Raw genomic sequence first — 14732 nt, forward strand, 5'->3', positions numbered from 1 at the left:
CGCGCTCTATCTCCGCTCGCGGGGCGCGCTCGGCGGCGGCGACGGCGGCGCAGACGCGGCCGGTGCGGCCGGCGAGACAGACGCCGGAGCGTCCGCCGACTCGACCACCGCGGCCACCGAGGATGCGGCTTCGGCGTCGGCGGCCGACGATGCCGCTACCGCGGCGAGCGCCGGAGCCGGTGCGGACGCGGCCGCCGACGATGCCGACGCGGGCGACGACGACGGCGACGAGCCGAGCCCGCCGCCGGAACTCCTCAGCAACGAAGAGCGCGTCCTCCGGCTCATCGAGTCCCGCGGCGGCCGCATCAAGCAACAGGAGGTCGCCGGCGCGCTCGACTGGACCGACGCGAAGACGAGCAAGGTCGTCCGCGGGATGCGCGACGAGGGGACCATCGAGGGCTTCCGCCTCGGCCGCGAGAACGTCCTGCGACTGCCGGAAGACGACGAGGACGGCGACGACGGCGACTCGAAAGGAGTATAAATTTCTTACGACCGTTTCGGTCGGTGGTCGGTCCCTAATCGGGAGACGGCACCGACCCGAACGCGGCGCTCAAACTGCCGTTGACTGGGGTTGATTCGCGGGCACGACCGCACGTTTATATCGGAACGGGGTTCCAAAACGAGAGTGATGAGTCGACGAACCGCTGCGCTCGCCGTCGTCGCCGCCGTGTTGCTGGCGACGGTTGGCGCACCGCTCGCTCTCGCCGCCCCGGCCGGACCGATGGGAACGACGGCCGCGGCCACCGATGCCTCGGCTGCCGCACCCGTCGCACAGACGACCGCGAACGACAGCGCGACCAACGACACGGCGGGCAACGACAGCGCCGCGTCGTCGGAGACGCTCCCCGGTCAGCGCCTGTCCGCCGTCATCGGCGTGCAGGGCTCCGAGACCGACGGAGAACTCGAACGCCGCACCTTCGAGGCGCGCTTCGCCAAGGCGAACTCGAACGCCTCGAAGGCCGCGGTCGTGGCCACGCAGGTCGAGACGGTCCGCGAGCGCCTCACGGAACTCGAACAGCGCAGAGACCGCCTCGAAGCCCAGCGCGAAAACGGCACCCTCTCGGAGGGCCAGTACCGCGCGCGACTGACCCAGACGGTCGCCGACATCGAACGCACCCGGAGCATGCTGAACCAGACGGCTGACGCCGCCTCGACGGTCCCCGCCGGGGACCTCTCGGCCCGCGGCGTCGACACGGCCGAACTCGACAGGCTCCGCACGAACGCGAGCGAACTCACCGGCCCCGAAGTGGCCGAAATCGCCCGCGAACTCGCGGGCAACCCCGGCAAGGGTATCGGCCGCGAGCGCGCCGGAAACGAGTCGGAAGCCGACAACGGCGGGCGACCTGACGACGCGGGGCAAGGTGACGCCCCGGGAAATTCGCGTTCTGAGGCGAGCGACCGCGCCGATGACGTTCGCGCCGACGCCGAGAACGCGACCGACGGAAACGCGACAGACGTGACCGGCGACGCGTCCGAGGACGCGTCCGGCGACGGTGACCGCGGCAACGCCCCGGAGACGCCGCCCGGCAACGACAAACGGGCGACGGACGCCGACGGGAGCGACCTCGTGGTGACCACCGACGACGAGCAGTCCGACGACGGTACGACCACGACTGACGACGCGACGACAGACGACGAATCGGAAACGTCGTCCACGGACGACTCGGGCGCTTGAAGCCGGGGACGGCGACCCCGCCTCCCGATACTGTTTAATATCCCCATCCTGTAGGTCCACACTGTAATGTCGGAAGTCTGCTCGACGTGCGGGCTCCCTGAAGAGCTCTGCGTCTGCGAGGACGTGGCGAAAGAGTCTCAGGAGATAGTCATCCGCATCGACGAGCGCCGCTACGGAAAAGAGGTTACAGTCATCGAGGGATTCGACCCGAAGGACGTCGACATGGACAGCCTGTCGTCGGACCTAAAGTCGAAGTTCGCTTGCGGTGGAACCGTCGAAGACGATTCCATCGAACTCCAAGGCAACCACCGCGGCCGCGTGGAGGACTTCCTCCGCGAAAAGGGGTTCAACGTCGCGTGACCGACCTCTGAGTTAGCCCGCCGTCGAGATTTTTCGGAGTAAATCAGCGCACACGAGCCGTTAGTCCGTTAGTCGCCCGACCGCTCGTGTCCGCGGGCGTGTCAACGCGTCAGCGACGCCGCCGTTCAGCGCCGCTCGTCGTCTTCCGCGTCCTCGTCGATGCCTTCTTCGAGCGGTCCGTCCCACGCGTCGAGTCCGCCGGCCATACTCTCGATGCGGGCGTCTTCCGTCCCCTCGTAGGCCGACAGCAGGCGGACGGCCTGCACGCTCGCCTCGCCCCGCGGGCAGACGGTGACGATGCGCTCCGCGCCCGCGACGCGGTCGAGGTGCGAGACGAGGTTCGCGAGCGGGACGTTGATGCTCCCCGGTAGGTGCCCGAGTGCGAACTCCGCCTCGGTGCTCACGTCAACGACCAGCGGCGGGTCCTCGCCGTCGAGGAGTTCCTCGACTTCTGCGGGGGAAAGTTCCTCGACCATCCTACAGCAGGCCCTCGTCGCGGGCGAGGAGGACGCCCTCGACGGTCGCGTCGTTCGTCGGCGGTTCGGTCGCCCGCTCGATGGCCTCCTCGACCGGCACGGCGCGGACCGAGAGGAACTCGTTGTCGTCGAGGTCGCGCTCGACCGGCGTGAGACCCTCGGCGAAGACGAAGCCGCGGCGGTGGCGAAGGACGCCCGTCGAACACCACACGTCGCCGATGACCGACGCCGAGTCGGCGGCGAACCCCGTCTCCTCGCGGAGTTCGCGCACCCCGGCGTCGGTGAAGGACTCGCCTTTCTCGACGACGCCCGCAGGGAGTTCGAGCTGCGTCTGGCGGATGTTCGGCCGGTACTGCTCGACGAAGACGACGTGGTCGTCCGCGACGGCGACGACGACGACCGCGGTCGCCAGTTCGGCCCAGTAGTAGCGCTTCGTGGTCCCGTTGGGCTGTTCGACGAGGTCGTAGCCGCCGGTGAACCAGCCGGTGTCGTACTCGATTTCGGACTCCAGCACGCGCCACTCGGGGTCGGGCAGGCGCTCGTGTCGGCGGCCGTCGTCGGTCATCGGTCCGCTCCGGTCGCGTCGGACTCGGTCTCGGCGGGACCGTCGTCAGCCGCGGCTGCCTCGTCGCGCTCGGCTTCCTCCCCGAGGAGCGCGTCGCGGTAGACGCGGCCGAAGGCGTTCCGGCGGAGGGTGCTGACGGCGGCGTCCTCCTCGTTTTGGAACGTCGTCGCCAGCACCGTCTCGGCGAAGGGGACCGCGTGCCACGCGACGCGGTCCACGTCGGGGTTGCCGAGTTCGACGACCTCGTAGCCCTCGTGGGCCGCGCGCCAGTCGTCGAACTCGTCGCGCGTGCCGACCGTGACCGAAAGCGATTCGGCGAACAGCGCGTTCCGGACCGTCTCGATTACGTCGCCGGTCACGCGTTCGCGGTACTCCTCGCGGTCGAACTCCATCGCCTTGGCCGTCTCGCGGACGACCACCTGTGCGGTCGGTCCGACGCGGTCGAAGGCGGCCTCGGCCTCGTCGAGCGACGCCGGAGCAATCGTCCCGTGGGTTTCCATCGCCAGTCGGTTCGGGGCCCGGACTTACGACTCTTTCCTGTCCGCGTCGTCGTCGGTCTTCTCGTTGGTCTTCTCGTCGGTCCCCTCATCGCGGCCGGCGTCCTCGTCGTCGCCGTCGCGCGCCTGCTCGTCCTCGCCGTCTTCTCCCTCCTCGTACATCTCGCGGGTGAGCGACTGCGCCTGCTCGAAGATGCGCGCCGCGTCCCCCGACAGCGACTGCGACCCGCCGGAGCCGCCGAACGGTTGGGCCTGCCGGTCGGGGATGTCGTGGTCGTGTTCCTGTCCGTGCGCGTGATTGTGGCCGCGGCCGCCCGTGCGGTCGACCGTGTCCTCGAACACCTCGTCGAACTCGCGTTCCTCGGCGAGGTCGGAGACGAGCGGGCCGAGCGAGTCGGCGTTCAGGTCGGCCCACTCGGGGGCGTGTTCGTCCAGCCACGTCTCGTGGTCGTCGCCGTGGACGATGGCCTGTAACGCGAGGTGGTTCGCGAGGTGCGTCTCGTCGCGTTGCGGCGCGTCGCAGACCGGACAGGCGTATCCCATGCCCTCCGGTAGCGGCTCTGTGTACCAAAACCCGTCGCACTCTCGCGTCGCCCCGTGTCGCGTTGCGTCGCGTCGCGTCGAATCGCATCACATCGCATCGCGTCAGCGTCGTCGGTCGCCAAAGGAAATGTGGCCGCGTCGCCCGCGTGGTGATGGTGGTGGGTCGCGGGCGACGGTCGGCTTTCGCGGCACCGTCCGGGGTGCCGCGTCGTGTGGTGGTGGTGGTGGTGGTGATACCGATTCGTTCGTGTGTCGATGCGTCAGGCGGACTTGACGATGACCGTTCCGTCGGCCCAGACGGTCACGTCGCAGGCAGCGTACCGGAACCCGATTCGGCCGCGCGACGGCGCTATCGACCCGCGGGTGCCGCCGTCCGTCGCCGGTGCCCGCGCCAGCGGGGCGAACAGTTGACAAAGCGCGTCGGGGTCGATAGTCTCGGACAACGGTGGGAGTTCGATGGCGTCCACGCCGTTCAGTTGAGCGGTCGCGGTGACGACTGTCACCGCGAGGGTGTCTCGTCCGCTCCAGTCGTGTTGGGCGACGACCTCGTCGGTCGAACCCGTATTCCATCCCACATCGTTGCCCGGTAACGCGCGAGTTTCATCCATGATTCGGTTCGCGTCGGCGCCTCGCCGACACCCGTGCCGACGACGCTCGGGGATATATCGGTCGCTGCTATCCAACTAGTGGTGGCGCGTGCGCCACCTCTAGGTACCTAGAACCGAACCTGAACAGCAGTTGGTAACGTGGTCAGCACGTGGTACGTCCTCACTCGAAGACGCGTTCGACCAACTTTCGCTCGGCCGCGCGCAGGTGGTACTGGTAGGTCGGCGCGCTGATGTCGAACGTCTCCGCGAGCGTCTCGGCGGTGCTGCGGCGCGGCCACTCGTAGAAGCCGGCGAGGTGGGCCGCCCGAATCGACTCGTGCTGGCGGCTCGTCCACGCCGCGCGCATCTCGGCGGCGAACGTCTGCGGCGACTCGGCCCCGTCGGCGGCGGTCCGCCGAGACAGCAGGCTCGTTCCGGGGTAGTTCGAGTCGAGCGCGTCCACGAACGACCGGACCCGGATTCGCTCCGGCACTTCGGCGGTGAGCGTGGTCTGGGTGGGCGTCGCGTCGAGCGCGCGGAGCGTCGCCTCCGAGGCGTACAGCGTCTCGAACAGCGATTCGCGCGGGAGTCGGAGTTCGAACAGCGACCCCGAGTCGTCGGTGGAGACGTGGCGCACGCGCGTCGCGATGTCTCGTCCGGCGTCGACAACGTCCTCCGGTTCCGCGTCGCTGGTGACGAACGCGATGACGGAGCCGTCGGACTGTGGGATGACGCCCCCGAGGCTCACCGCGTGACCGACCCGCCGGGCGAGCCGCGACAGCGACAGCCGGTCGCCGCCGAGTTGTACCTGCACGTCGGTCTGGCGCTCGGTCAGCATGGCGTCGGCGCGCCCCGTGGCCGTGAGCGCGTAGCCGACCGTCTCGCCCAGCCCGCTGAGCAGGCCGTCGTCGTCGGTGAAGGAGTCCGGGTCGGTCGCGTGGACGACGAACAGCGCCTCGACCCGGTCGTCGGCGACCGCGGGGATAACCGCGATGGCGCGGAACCCGTAGCTGAGGGCGTCGCCGCGGTGGTCGGCCCACGCGGGGTCGTCGAGCACGTCAGCGACTACCTGTATCTCTCGGCTCTCCATGGCGGCTTCGAGGAGCGAAAACAGCGGCTCCGCGCTCGCCACTTCTCCGAGCCGGTCCGCGTAGGCGGTGTCCGCGCCGTGGACCGCGTCGCTCGTCGGGCGATACGTCTCGTCCACGTCGCTGGCCTCGGCGTGCCAGACGACGGCGTAGTCGTCGGCATCGACGAGGTGTTTGGCGACGGCCGACAGCGCCTCGCCGCGGGTCGGCGCGCGGATGAGCGACTGGTTGATGTTTCGGATGGTCTCGTTGATTCGGTCGAGCCGAGTGAGCGCCTCGTTCTGGGCTTCGAGCCGGCGGTCGCGCTCGCGTAGCTCCGCCTCGGCGTCGACGCGTTCGAGCAGCTCCTCGACGGTCGCCGAAAGCAGGTTCACGAGTTCCACGTCGACCTCGTTCGGCGCGACGGTGCCGGGATGGCCGGTGACGAGCACGCCGTGGCGACCGAGCGGCGCGGCGATGACGCGCTCGACGCCGTCGACGACGCCCCCGTCGGGCGCGAGTTCGACCACGCGGACCTCGCCGGAGACGAACGCGTCCCAGACGCCGCCGCGGTCGAGGCCGCCGTCGAGCGGCGTGTCGCCGAGGCCGGTCCCCGCCGCGCCCACGCGGACGAGACTCGTGTCCGACTCGTCGAAGACGAACAGCTCGGTCCGGGCGTCGCCGAGCACCTCGTCGCAGGCGTCGGCGGCCGCCCGGAGGACGGTCTGTCTGTCGGTCGCGCCCATCATCTCGCGGGTCCGGTCGTGGAGCGTCGCCAGCAGGCGCTCGTAGCGGTGCCGCTTCGTCACGTCGCGGAGGACGCCGACCGAGCCGACCTCCTCGCCGCCGACGACCAGCGGCGTCCGGTGGTTCTCGACCCGGACGACCTCGTTGTCGGGAGTCTGGAGTTCGAATTCGACGATGCCCCGCGACGAAGCCGCGAACGCCTCGTCGCTCTCGTCGGTCGCGGTCGCGTTCTCGGCGAGCAGGTCCGTCGACGACCCGATGACGCGGTCGCGGTCGAGCCCCGTCAGCCGCTCGAACGCCGGGTTGACGGCCGCGAACCGCCCCTCGTCGTCCAGCGCGTACACCGCGTCGGCGACGGCCGCCAGCATCCGCCCGTACTGCTCGGCTTCGACCTCGTGTTCCAACTGCTCCGTGATGTCCGTGAAGTAGACCGAGAGCCCCGTTTCGGAGGGGTACGCCCGGACCGCGTACCACGTTTCGAGGCGGTCGTAGTAGGTCTCGAACGTCGCGGGCTCCTGTCGCTCCATCGCGCGCTCGAACTCCTCGCGGAAGACGTTCGCCTCGGGAACCGAGTCCCAGATGCGCGTCCCCAGCACCGACGCGGCGGACATCCCGAGTCCGTGTTCGGCCGTGGAGTTGACGTACGTGACGCGCCAGTCCGCATCGAATCCCATCACCGCCTCGTCCATCCGCTCTAAGACCTCGGAGAGCGCGCTCTTGAGTTCGTGTCGCTCGGTCGCCGCGCCGACGACGGCCGCGATGTTCTCCAAGAACAGCACGTCGTCGTCGGTGAACTGCCCGCGGGCGACGCCGTGGACGTTGATGACCCCCCACCACGTCTCGTCGCCGCCGATGGCCGCGCTGATGCCGCTTTTCGGTCCCGACGGAGCCGCGTCGGCGGCGCGCTCGAAGCGCTCGTCGGTGTCGAAGTCGTCGACGAGCGTCGAACGACCGGTCCGGTACGTCTCTGCGGCCTGCGTCCCCCCGGCCGCGGCGGGCCCGTGACTCCTGCTCGCCGACCATCCCGCGGCGGCGGCGACGCGAAACGCGCCGTCGTCGAGGCCCTCGAAGATGGTGACGGAGTCCGCGTCGAGCACGTCGCGGACGCGACGCGCGGCGTGGTCGAGCGTCGAGTCGAGGTCGGTGGCGGTCTGTGCCCGCGTGCCGACCTCGGAGACGACGCGCTGTTGTTCGATTCGGTCGCGGTGGTTCCGCGCGAGGGTACACTCGCCGAGCGCCCGCTCGACGCGGAAGGCCAGCCACGACATCGTCTCCGGGTCGTCGTCGTCGCGGACGACGTAGTCCGTCGCGCCGGCTTCGACCGCGTGCGCCGCGACCTCGCGGTCGGCGGCCGCGACCACGACCGGGATGTCGATACCCTGCGCGTAGATGTCGCGGACGAACGCCCCCTCGTCACCGGCCGCCGTGGGTGCGGTGAAAACGATACAGGAGACGGCCGCGGCGGCGGCGACGAGTTCCGCGCGCGCCGCGGCGGGAGTGCGGACGTGGCGGACGGCGGTCGCTTCGTCGAGCGACGACAGCGACGATTCGAGAGCCGCCACGAACTCGTCGTCGTCACTCACACAGAGTACGGTGGGGGGCGGTAACACAACTCGTGTACGTGGCTCGTCGTGATAAGCCCTCGTCCGACCGCGTGCGGTCCTGTCAGCCGCTCTGCCACTCGGCCACGTCGAGGACCATGATGTACGCGTCCTCGCCGTCGCCGTAGTAGCCCGGCACCCGGCGGGCGGGTTCGAAGCCGAGACTCCGGTAGAGGCCGATGGCGGGGTCGTTCGAGACGCGGACTTCGAGTTTCACGACCGTCGCGCCCGCGATGGCCATCGCCGTCAGCGACTGCACGAGCAACCGCCGGCCGAGGCCGTTTCCGCGGGCCGCCGGGCGGACCGCGAGGTCCTTCACGTGGCCGATGTCGTTGCCGTGGTTCGGCATCACGTCGGCGACGACGTAGCCGAGCACCTCGTCCCCGCGGGCGGCGACGAGAAACGCCGGCTCGTCGACGAACATCTCGAACGCGGAGTACGGCCACGGCTCGGAGAAACAGGTCCGCTCGATGCGGAGCACGTCGAGGAGGTCCGCGCGGTCGACCCGCCGGACGACCAGGTCGTCGGCGAGCGCGTCGTCGAACGACGTCACGCTCGGCGCTACGTGGTTGGCACGCAAAAGCCCGACGGCACGGGCGCGCGGCGGTGGTTGGGGCGGACGCTCACGGTCGCGGTCGATGCGACCCGTCGGTCGCGCGATGGCCGTCGCTCGCCGGGCGAAAAAGTGAGAAGTGGTTGGTCGCGTTCAGTCGTCCGCGGGGGCAGCGCCGCCCTCGGCCTGCTGCTTCGTGAGGGGGAGCTTGCCGCCGGCGGTGAGGATACGACGCTCGCGCTCGGAGGCGTGCAGGTTCGCCGTCGCTTCCCAGTCGTCGTTCACGCGGATGGTGAACTCTTCCTGGCCGGATTCGACGGCTTCGGCAACGTCGTCGACGATTTCGACGTCGTCGCCCTGCTCGATCTTCTCGTACGTCTCCTCGTCGATGGCGAGGGGGACGATACCGAAGTTGAACAGGTTCGCCTTGTGGATGCGAGCGAACGACTGCGCGAGGACCGCCTCGATGCCGAGGTACATCGGACACATCGCGGCGTGTTCGCGGGAGGAACCCTGACCGTAGTTCTCGCCCGCGACGAGGACGCCGGTGCCGGCGTCTTTGGCGCGCTGGGCGAACGTCTCGTCGACGCGCGAGAGCGTGAAGTCCGAGAGGCGCTCGATGTTCGAGCGGAACTTGAGGATGTCGGACGTCGCCGGGATGATGTGGTCGGTCGTGATGTTGTCCTCCATCTTCAGGAGGGTCTCACCCGAGATATCGGAGCCGAGGGGGTCCTGCAGGGGAACCTCGCCGATGTTCGGGCCCTTGATGAGCTCGTCGTCGATGGCGTCTTCGGCGTAGATGAGGTCCGTCTTCGAGCCGTCGTACTTGTCGGGGAGTTCGACGCCGGGGGCGTCGAGGCCGAGTTCGTCGGCGAGGTCGCGCGGGTCGACGATTTCGCCCTTGAGCGCCGCGGCGGCGGCGACCTGCGGCGAGCAGAGGTAGACGTTGTCGTCTTCGATGCCCGAGCGGCCCTCGAAGTTGCGGTTGAAGGTGCGCAGCGAGACGGAGTCGGAGGCGGGGACGTGGCCGATACCGATACACGGGCCACAGGTCGCCTCGGAGACGTTGACGCCGGCCGCCATCATCTCAGCCGTCCAGCCCTCGCGGGCGAGCATCTCGCCGGCCTGCTTCGAACCGGGCGCGACGATCATCTCGAGGTGCTTTGCGACTTCCTGGTCCTTGACCATCTTCGCGGCCGGGAGGACGTCCTCGTAGCCGCCGTTGGTACAGGAACCGACGAGGACCTGCTCGACCTTCTCGCCGGCGACTTCGCGGACCGGCACCACGTTGTCGGGCATCGACGGGCAGGCGATGAGCGGTTCGAGCTCGCTGAGGTCGATGACGATTTCGTCGGCGTACTCGGCGTCGTCGTCGGCCGTCAGCTCGACGTACTCGTCGCCGCGGCCCTGGCGCTCGAGGTAGTCCTTGGTCTTCTCGTCGGTCTCGAAGAGCGACGAGGTGGCACCGAGCTCGGTCCCCATGTTGGTGATGGTGGTTCGCTCGGGCACGGTGAGCGATTCAGCACCGGGGCCGGTGTACTCGAACACCTTGCCGACGCCGCCCTTGACGGTCTCGCGGCGGAGCATCTCGAGGATGACGTCCTTCGCGGAGGACCACTCGGGGAGTTCGCCTTCGAGGCGGACGTTCACGACTTCCGGCATCTCGACGTAGTACGCGCCGCCGCCCATGGCGACAGCGATGTCGAGGCCACCGGCACCGATGGCGAGCTGGCCGAGGCCGCCGGGGGTCGGCGTGTGAGAGTCCGAGCCGAGGAGCGTCTTGCCGGGCGCGGCGAAGTTCTCCTTGTGGACGTTGTGGCAGATACCGTTACCGGGGCGGGAGAAGTGGGCACCATATGTCCCGGCCGCGGAACGGAGGAAGCGGTGGTCGTCCGTGTTCTTGAAGTCGAACTGGTAGGTCTGGTGGTCGCAGTACTGGGCCGCGAGTTCGGTCTGGGCCTCGTCGAGGTCGAGTGCCTCGAACTGGAGCCAGACCATCGTCCCGGTCGTGTCCTGCATCAGAACTTGGTCGATTTCGATTCCAATCTCCTCTCCGGGGGTGAGGTCACCCTCGACGAGGTGGTCCGAGAGAATCTTTTCCGTGAGCGTCTGTCCCATAACACCCGAACCTCGATGGTCCTCGGATATAAATCCCGCGTACTTCCCTATCTTCGAACGTGAAAGATAGCGCTGTCTCGGGGTTTGTAGCGTCTAAGGGCCATTAAACTCCTTGTTGGTTCTCCCATGTGACTTGTCACCGCGGGGGGCGTCACCGCCCCAAACGGAGAGTGATTTCGACTCCGTCGCGGCCCCGAACGCGGGGGGATGTGTGGGGGTGACGCCGGCCGAGGTCCGGCACAGTTTTGCGCCCGCTAAACAGGGTTCGGATATGCACCGCGCTGGCTCGTTCGTCGCACAGCACATCTCGCCGGTCACGGCCGAACAGGTCCAACCCAACGGCGTCGACCTGACGCTCGAAGCGGTCCTCGAACAGGTCGAACCGGGTCGCCTCGGCCGCGAGGGAAAGACCGTCGGCGAGCGCCGCGCCCTCGATTTCGCCGACCCGGACACCGAGACGTACCGACTCGACCCCGGCGGGTACGTCCTCCAGTACGCCGAGACGGTCCACATCCCGGAAGACCACGTCGGCTTCATCTACCCGCGGTCGTCGCTCATGCGGAACTCCTGTATGCTGAACACGGCGGTCTGGGACGCCGGCTACGAGGGGAAAGGCGAGGGACTCCTACAGGTCCACCACCCCGTCGAACTCGAACGCGGCGCGCGCGTCGCCCAAATCGTCCTCGCGGACGCGACCCACGACGAGACGTACGACGGGAGCTATCAGGGTGAGCGGACCCGCTGACGGCCGTCGGTCTGTCGGTCCCGCGGACGGTCGCCCGCCTGATAATACCGGATGAATACCGACATGCCGATTTACGGGACGTTCTCGGCGATGACGAATTCCTTTCAAGTCGGTGGGCGTCGTATCTGTTATCGCGGAGGGCACGTCGGGCCGAAACGAGGGGCGACCTGTACACACCGAACCTCCGCAACTTCCTCCTTCCACATCTTCGTCTCCGTTGCTTCACGCGTTTCCTGCGCCCTGCACGCTTCCAGCGAGCACCGGCGTCGCTCTGCCGGCACCTGATTCGCCGCCGAAACACGGGCTCGCGGGGCCGCCGTCACCTAAAGTCGCTTCGAGTACTGCACTCGGGTTCTCTGACCCAAAGGCACATTTACGCGCATGCCTAAGTGTGGCCAATCACTGATGTCACGGAGTCCATCTCTCCCGGAACGTCCTCATCTCGATCTGGACCCCGAGATGTCGGATGCAGAGCGCCTCTCTGCACTCCGCCAGCACTTCGAACGCATGGTCGACGTCAACCGCGAACTCGACCAGCGGCTCCAGAACGCCGATGACCGCCACGCCGAGTTAGTCGACGAAGTCGACCAGATGAAAGCGCGCAACGAGGCCCTGAAGACGGCCTCGTACTACATCGCCACGGTCGAGGAGCTGACCGACGACGGCGTCATCATCAAGCAGCACGGCAACAACCAAGAGGTCCTGACCGAGTTCGCACCGACCCTGAACATCGACGACATCGAGCCCGGCGACCGCGTCGCCATCAACGACTCGTTCGCCGTCCAGACCGTCCTCGACGACGAGACGGACGCGCGGGCGCAGGCGATGGAGGTCGTCGAGTCGCCGACGGTCACCTACGACGACATCGGCGGCATCGACGAGCAGGTCCGCGAGGTCCGCGAGGCGGTCGAACAGCCCCTCGAGAACCCCGAGATGTTCGAGGAAGTCGGCATCGACCCGCCCGCGGGCGTGCTCCTGTACGGCCCGCCGGGCACGGGGAAGACGATGCTCGCCAAGGCCGTCGCCAACGAGACCAACGCCTCGTTCATCAAGATGGCCGGCTCCGAACTCGTCCAGAAGTTCATCGGCGAGGGCGCGCGACTCGTCCGCGACCTGTTCAAGCTCGCCGCCGAGCGCGAACCGGTGGTCATCTTCATCGACGAAATCGACGCCGTCGCCTCGAAGCGCACGGACTCGAAGACCTCCGGCGACGCCGAGGTCCAGCGCACGATGATGCAGCTCCTCTCGGAGATGGACGGCTTCGACGACCGCGGCGACATCCGCATCATCGCGGCGACGAACCGCTTCGACATGCTCGACGAGGCCATCCTTCGCCCGGGCCGGTTCGACCGCCTCATCGAGGTCCCCAAGCCCGCCGTCGAGGGCCGCCGCCGCATCCTCGACATCCACACCCGCGACATGAACGTCGCCGACGACGTGGACCTCGACTCGCTCGCCGAGGAACTCGACGACTACTCCGGCGCGGACATCGCGTCGCTCACCACCGAGGCCGGGATGTTCGCCATCCGCGACGGCCGGACCGAGGTGACGGGCGCGGACTTCGACGCCGCCCACGAGAAGCTCTCGAACGTCGAAGAGTCCGGCACCGGTCCCATCTCGGGCTTCACGGACTACCAGTACTGAGGTCGGTTGCCCGGGACCGCGTCGGCGGTGGCCGTCGTCGCTCTCACTCCCCGGCTTTCGAGCGCCGCTATTCGTAACCCCCTTTTCCGCCGCCGCGAGAGTTCGGACATGAACACGATTCGCGTCGTCCGCGGGGTCGGCACCGCCCCAACCGAGATGGCGTCGTACGACGCCGCGCTCGCCGCCGCAAACGTCCACAACTACAACCTCGTCGCCGTCTCCTCGGTGGTCCCCGCCGACGCGACCGTCGAGGCGGTCGACGTGGCTCCAGACCTCGGTCCCGCCGGTAACCGACTGACCGTGGTGCAGGCCCGCGAGACCACCTCGACGCCCGGCGAGACGGCCGTCGCCGGCCTCGGCTGGGCGACCGGCTCCGGTCCCGGCCTGTTCTACGAGGCCTCCGGCACCGACGAAGCGAGCGTCCGCGCGGCCGTCCTCGACGGACTCGAAGCGGGCCGGAACCTCCGCGAGTGGTCCTTCGACGACGAGGAGGTCGCGCTCACGACCGGCACCCACGAGGGAGACGGCTACACCACCGCCGTCACGGTCGCGGCCTACGGGCAGAGCGAATCTATCTTCTGACGGCCCCTGCGCTGACCGACGGACTCATCAGCTGTTGTGAGTATCTCTCCGCCATGAGTGGAGACGCGCCGTTCGACCTGTCCCCGAGGCGAGTGGCGCTCATCTACGCCGGCTTCGGCTTTCTGTGGGTCGCGACGAGCGACAGTCTCGTAGAGGGACTCCCTAACCACGAGCTCATCCAGACGGCGAAGGGATGGCTGTTCGTCGGCCTCTCGGCGCTGTTGGTGTACGCCCTCGTCAACCGGAGTCAGTCCAAACTGAACCGGACCTCCGAGCAACTGGAGTCGACGCTCGCGCACACGAGCGTTCTCCACCGAATCCTGAGACACGACATCAGGAACGCCTGCACCGCCATCCTCGGCTACGCCGAACTCGTCGAACCGAAGGACGACGCGGCGTCGAACACCGAGCCCGTCGAGGCGATTCGAGAGCGGGCGAACCGGCTGGTCGAGGTGAGCGACGAGGTCGCACTCCTCCGGACCGTCGAACTCGCGGAGGGGAACGAAGTCGATGTCGACCTCTCCTGTGCGGTCACAGACGCCGTCGAGGACCTCGAAATGGAGTACCCGGCGGTGCAGGTCTCGGTCGCCTCGCCGGAGACGCTCGTCGTGCGGGCGCATCCGGCGCTCCCGCGGAGCATCGCCGAACTGCTCGACAACGCCGTCGTCCACGCCGACTGCGACGAACCGGAGGTTCACGTCGGCGTCTGGCAACTCGGCGAGGTCGTCGGCGTGACCGTCTCCGACAACGGTCCCGGCATCCCGGACGCCGAACGCGACGCCCTCCTGTCTGGGACGGAGACGCCGCTTTCGCACACCAGCGGCGTCGGCCTCTGGCTCGTCCGCGCCATCGTCGACGCCTCCGGCGGGTCGCTGGACATCTCGAAGCCGAAGGCCCACGGCACCGTCGTCACCGTCTCGCTCCCGCGACCGGCCTGACGGCGGCGTCACGGCGCGGCCAGTCGGTTTCGGT

General features: G+C 68.5%; 15 protein-coding genes. 7 read left to right on the plus strand and 8 right to left on the minus strand.

Annotated elements, in window-relative coordinates; genetic code table 11:
• The 3 genes from AUR65_RS08175 to yciH form a co-directional block, all read left to right on the plus strand.
• Positions 1 to 481: helix-turn-helix transcriptional regulator (locus tag AUR65_RS08175; protein ID WP_394337340.1), on the plus strand; the 481-nt coding region annotated here is incomplete at its 5' end.
• A gap of 147 nt (positions 482 to 628) precedes the next feature.
• Complete coding sequence (locus tag AUR65_RS08180) at positions 629 to 1675, plus strand: DUF7096 domain-containing protein (RefSeq protein ID WP_058566374.1); 1047 nt, start codon at positions 629 to 631, stop codon at positions 1673 to 1675.
• 66 nt (positions 1676 to 1741) lie between these two features.
• Positions 1742 to 2035: a stress response translation initiation inhibitor YciH gene (yciH, locus tag AUR65_RS08185; protein WP_004976316.1), complete on the plus strand. Its 294-nt coding sequence runs from the start codon at positions 1742 to 1744 to the stop codon at positions 2033 to 2035.
• Between the two features lie 125 nt (positions 2036 to 2160).
• Here the strand turns inward: yciH and AUR65_RS08190 are convergent, their stop codons facing one another.
• The 8 genes from AUR65_RS08190 to AUR65_RS08225 form a co-directional block, all read right to left on the minus strand.
• Entirely contained in the window at positions 2161 to 2511 is a 351-nt protein-coding gene (locus tag AUR65_RS08190; RefSeq protein WP_058566375.1) for a rhodanese-like domain-containing protein, read from the minus strand.
• Between the two features lies 1 nt (position 2512).
• Positions 2513 to 3076 carry an NUDIX hydrolase gene (locus AUR65_RS08195; RefSeq protein WP_058566376.1) on the minus strand — a complete coding sequence of 188 codons (564 nt, stop codon included), beginning with the start codon at positions 3074 to 3076 and terminating at the stop codon, positions 2513 to 2515.
• Positions 3073 to 3576, minus strand: a complete 504-nt coding sequence (locus tag AUR65_RS08200; RefSeq protein ID WP_058566377.1) for a DUF5809 family protein — start codon at positions 3574 to 3576, stop codon at positions 3073 to 3075. The genes AUR65_RS08195 and AUR65_RS08200 overlap by 4 nt, the downstream gene beginning before the upstream one ends.
• A 24-nt stretch (positions 3577 to 3600) precedes the next feature.
• Positions 3601 to 4116, minus strand: coding sequence for a DUF5810 domain-containing protein (locus AUR65_RS08205; protein ID WP_058566378.1), 516 nt, complete (start codon positions 4114 to 4116; stop codon positions 3601 to 3603).
• Between the two features lie 260 nt (positions 4117 to 4376).
• Positions 4377 to 4724, minus strand: a complete 348-nt coding sequence (locus AUR65_RS08210) for a HalOD1 output domain-containing protein (protein WP_058566379.1) — start codon at positions 4722 to 4724, stop codon at positions 4377 to 4379.
• A gap of 160 nt (positions 4725 to 4884) precedes the next feature.
• Positions 4885 to 8100: a bacterio-opsin activator domain-containing protein gene (locus AUR65_RS08215; RefSeq protein WP_058566380.1), complete on the minus strand. Its 3216-nt coding sequence runs from the start codon at positions 8098 to 8100 to the stop codon at positions 4885 to 4887.
• Between the two features lie 82 nt (positions 8101 to 8182).
• Positions 8183 to 8671 carry a ribosomal protein S18-alanine N-acetyltransferase gene (gene rimI / locus AUR65_RS08220; protein ID WP_058566381.1) on the minus strand — a complete coding sequence of 163 codons (489 nt, stop codon included), beginning with the start codon at positions 8669 to 8671 and terminating at the stop codon, positions 8183 to 8185.
• Positions 8672 to 8824: 153 nt separating this feature from the next.
• The gene (locus AUR65_RS08225; RefSeq protein WP_058566382.1) at positions 8825 to 10789 is read right to left on the minus strand and encodes an aconitate hydratase; all 1965 of its coding nucleotides are present in this window, start codon (positions 10787 to 10789) and stop codon (positions 8825 to 8827) included.
• A 271-nt stretch (positions 10790 to 11060) separates the two neighbouring features.
• Between AUR65_RS08225 and AUR65_RS08230 the strand changes: the two genes are divergently transcribed.
• From AUR65_RS08230 to AUR65_RS08245, 4 genes are all read left to right on the plus strand, one after another.
• Positions 11061 to 11534, plus strand: a complete 474-nt coding sequence (locus AUR65_RS08230; protein WP_042661735.1) for a deoxyuridine 5'-triphosphate nucleotidohydrolase — start codon at positions 11061 to 11063, stop codon at positions 11532 to 11534.
• Positions 11535 to 11939: 405 nt separating this feature from the next.
• The gene (gene pan2 / locus AUR65_RS08235; protein ID WP_058566383.1) at positions 11940 to 13178 is read left to right on the plus strand and encodes a proteasome-activating nucleotidase Pan2; all 1239 of its coding nucleotides are present in this window, start codon (positions 11940 to 11942) and stop codon (positions 13176 to 13178) included.
• A gap of 108 nt (positions 13179 to 13286) precedes the next feature.
• On the plus strand, positions 13287 to 13760 hold the full coding sequence (locus tag AUR65_RS08240; protein ID WP_058566384.1) for a pyruvoyl-dependent arginine decarboxylase: 474 nt from the start codon (positions 13287 to 13289) through the stop codon (positions 13758 to 13760).
• Between the two features lie 92 nt (positions 13761 to 13852).
• A complete protein-coding gene (locus tag AUR65_RS08245; protein WP_084816417.1) occupies positions 13853 to 14698 on the plus strand; it encodes a sensor histidine kinase in 846 nt (281 codons plus the stop codon).
• Positions 14699 to 14732: the final 34 nt, after the last annotated feature.

The sequence above is a fragment of the Haloferax marisrubri genome (assembly GCF_001469875.2).
Taxonomy (GTDB): domain Archaea; phylum Halobacteriota; class Halobacteria; order Halobacteriales; family Haloferacaceae; genus Haloferax; species Haloferax marisrubri.

Excerpts from the sequence above, each read along its gene's own strand:
- AUR65_RS08180 (WP_058566374.1), top strand. The coding sequence starts at position 629 with ATGAGTCGACGAACCGCTGCGCTCGCCGTCGTCGCCGCCGTGTTGCTG.
- yciH (WP_004976316.1), top strand. The coding sequence starts at position 1,742 with ATGTCGGAAGTCTGCTCGACGTGCGGGCTCCCTGAAGAGCTCTGCGTC.
- AUR65_RS08190 (WP_058566375.1), bottom strand. The coding sequence starts at position 2,511 with ATGGTCGAGGAACTTTCCCCCGCAGAAGTCGAGGAACTCCTCGACGGC.
- AUR65_RS08195 (WP_058566376.1), bottom strand. The coding sequence starts at position 3,076 with ATGACCGACGACGGCCGCCGACACGAGCGCCTGCCCGACCCCGAGTGG.
- AUR65_RS08200 (WP_058566377.1), bottom strand. The coding sequence starts at position 3,576 with ATGGAAACCCACGGGACGATTGCTCCGGCGTCGCTCGACGAGGCCGAG.
- AUR65_RS08205 (WP_058566378.1), bottom strand. The coding sequence starts at position 4,116 with ATGGGATACGCCTGTCCGGTCTGCGACGCGCCGCAACGCGACGAGACG.
- AUR65_RS08210 (WP_058566379.1), bottom strand. The coding sequence starts at position 4,724 with ATGGATGAAACTCGCGCGTTACCGGGCAACGATGTGGGATGGAATACG.
- AUR65_RS08225 (WP_058566382.1), bottom strand. The coding sequence starts at position 10,789 with ATGGGACAGACGCTCACGGAAAAGATTCTCTCGGACCACCTCGTCGAG.
- AUR65_RS08230 (WP_042661735.1), top strand. The coding sequence starts at position 11,061 with ATGCACCGCGCTGGCTCGTTCGTCGCACAGCACATCTCGCCGGTCACG.
- pan2 (WP_058566383.1), top strand. The coding sequence starts at position 11,940 with ATGTCACGGAGTCCATCTCTCCCGGAACGTCCTCATCTCGATCTGGAC.
- AUR65_RS08240 (WP_058566384.1), top strand. The coding sequence starts at position 13,287 with ATGAACACGATTCGCGTCGTCCGCGGGGTCGGCACCGCCCCAACCGAG.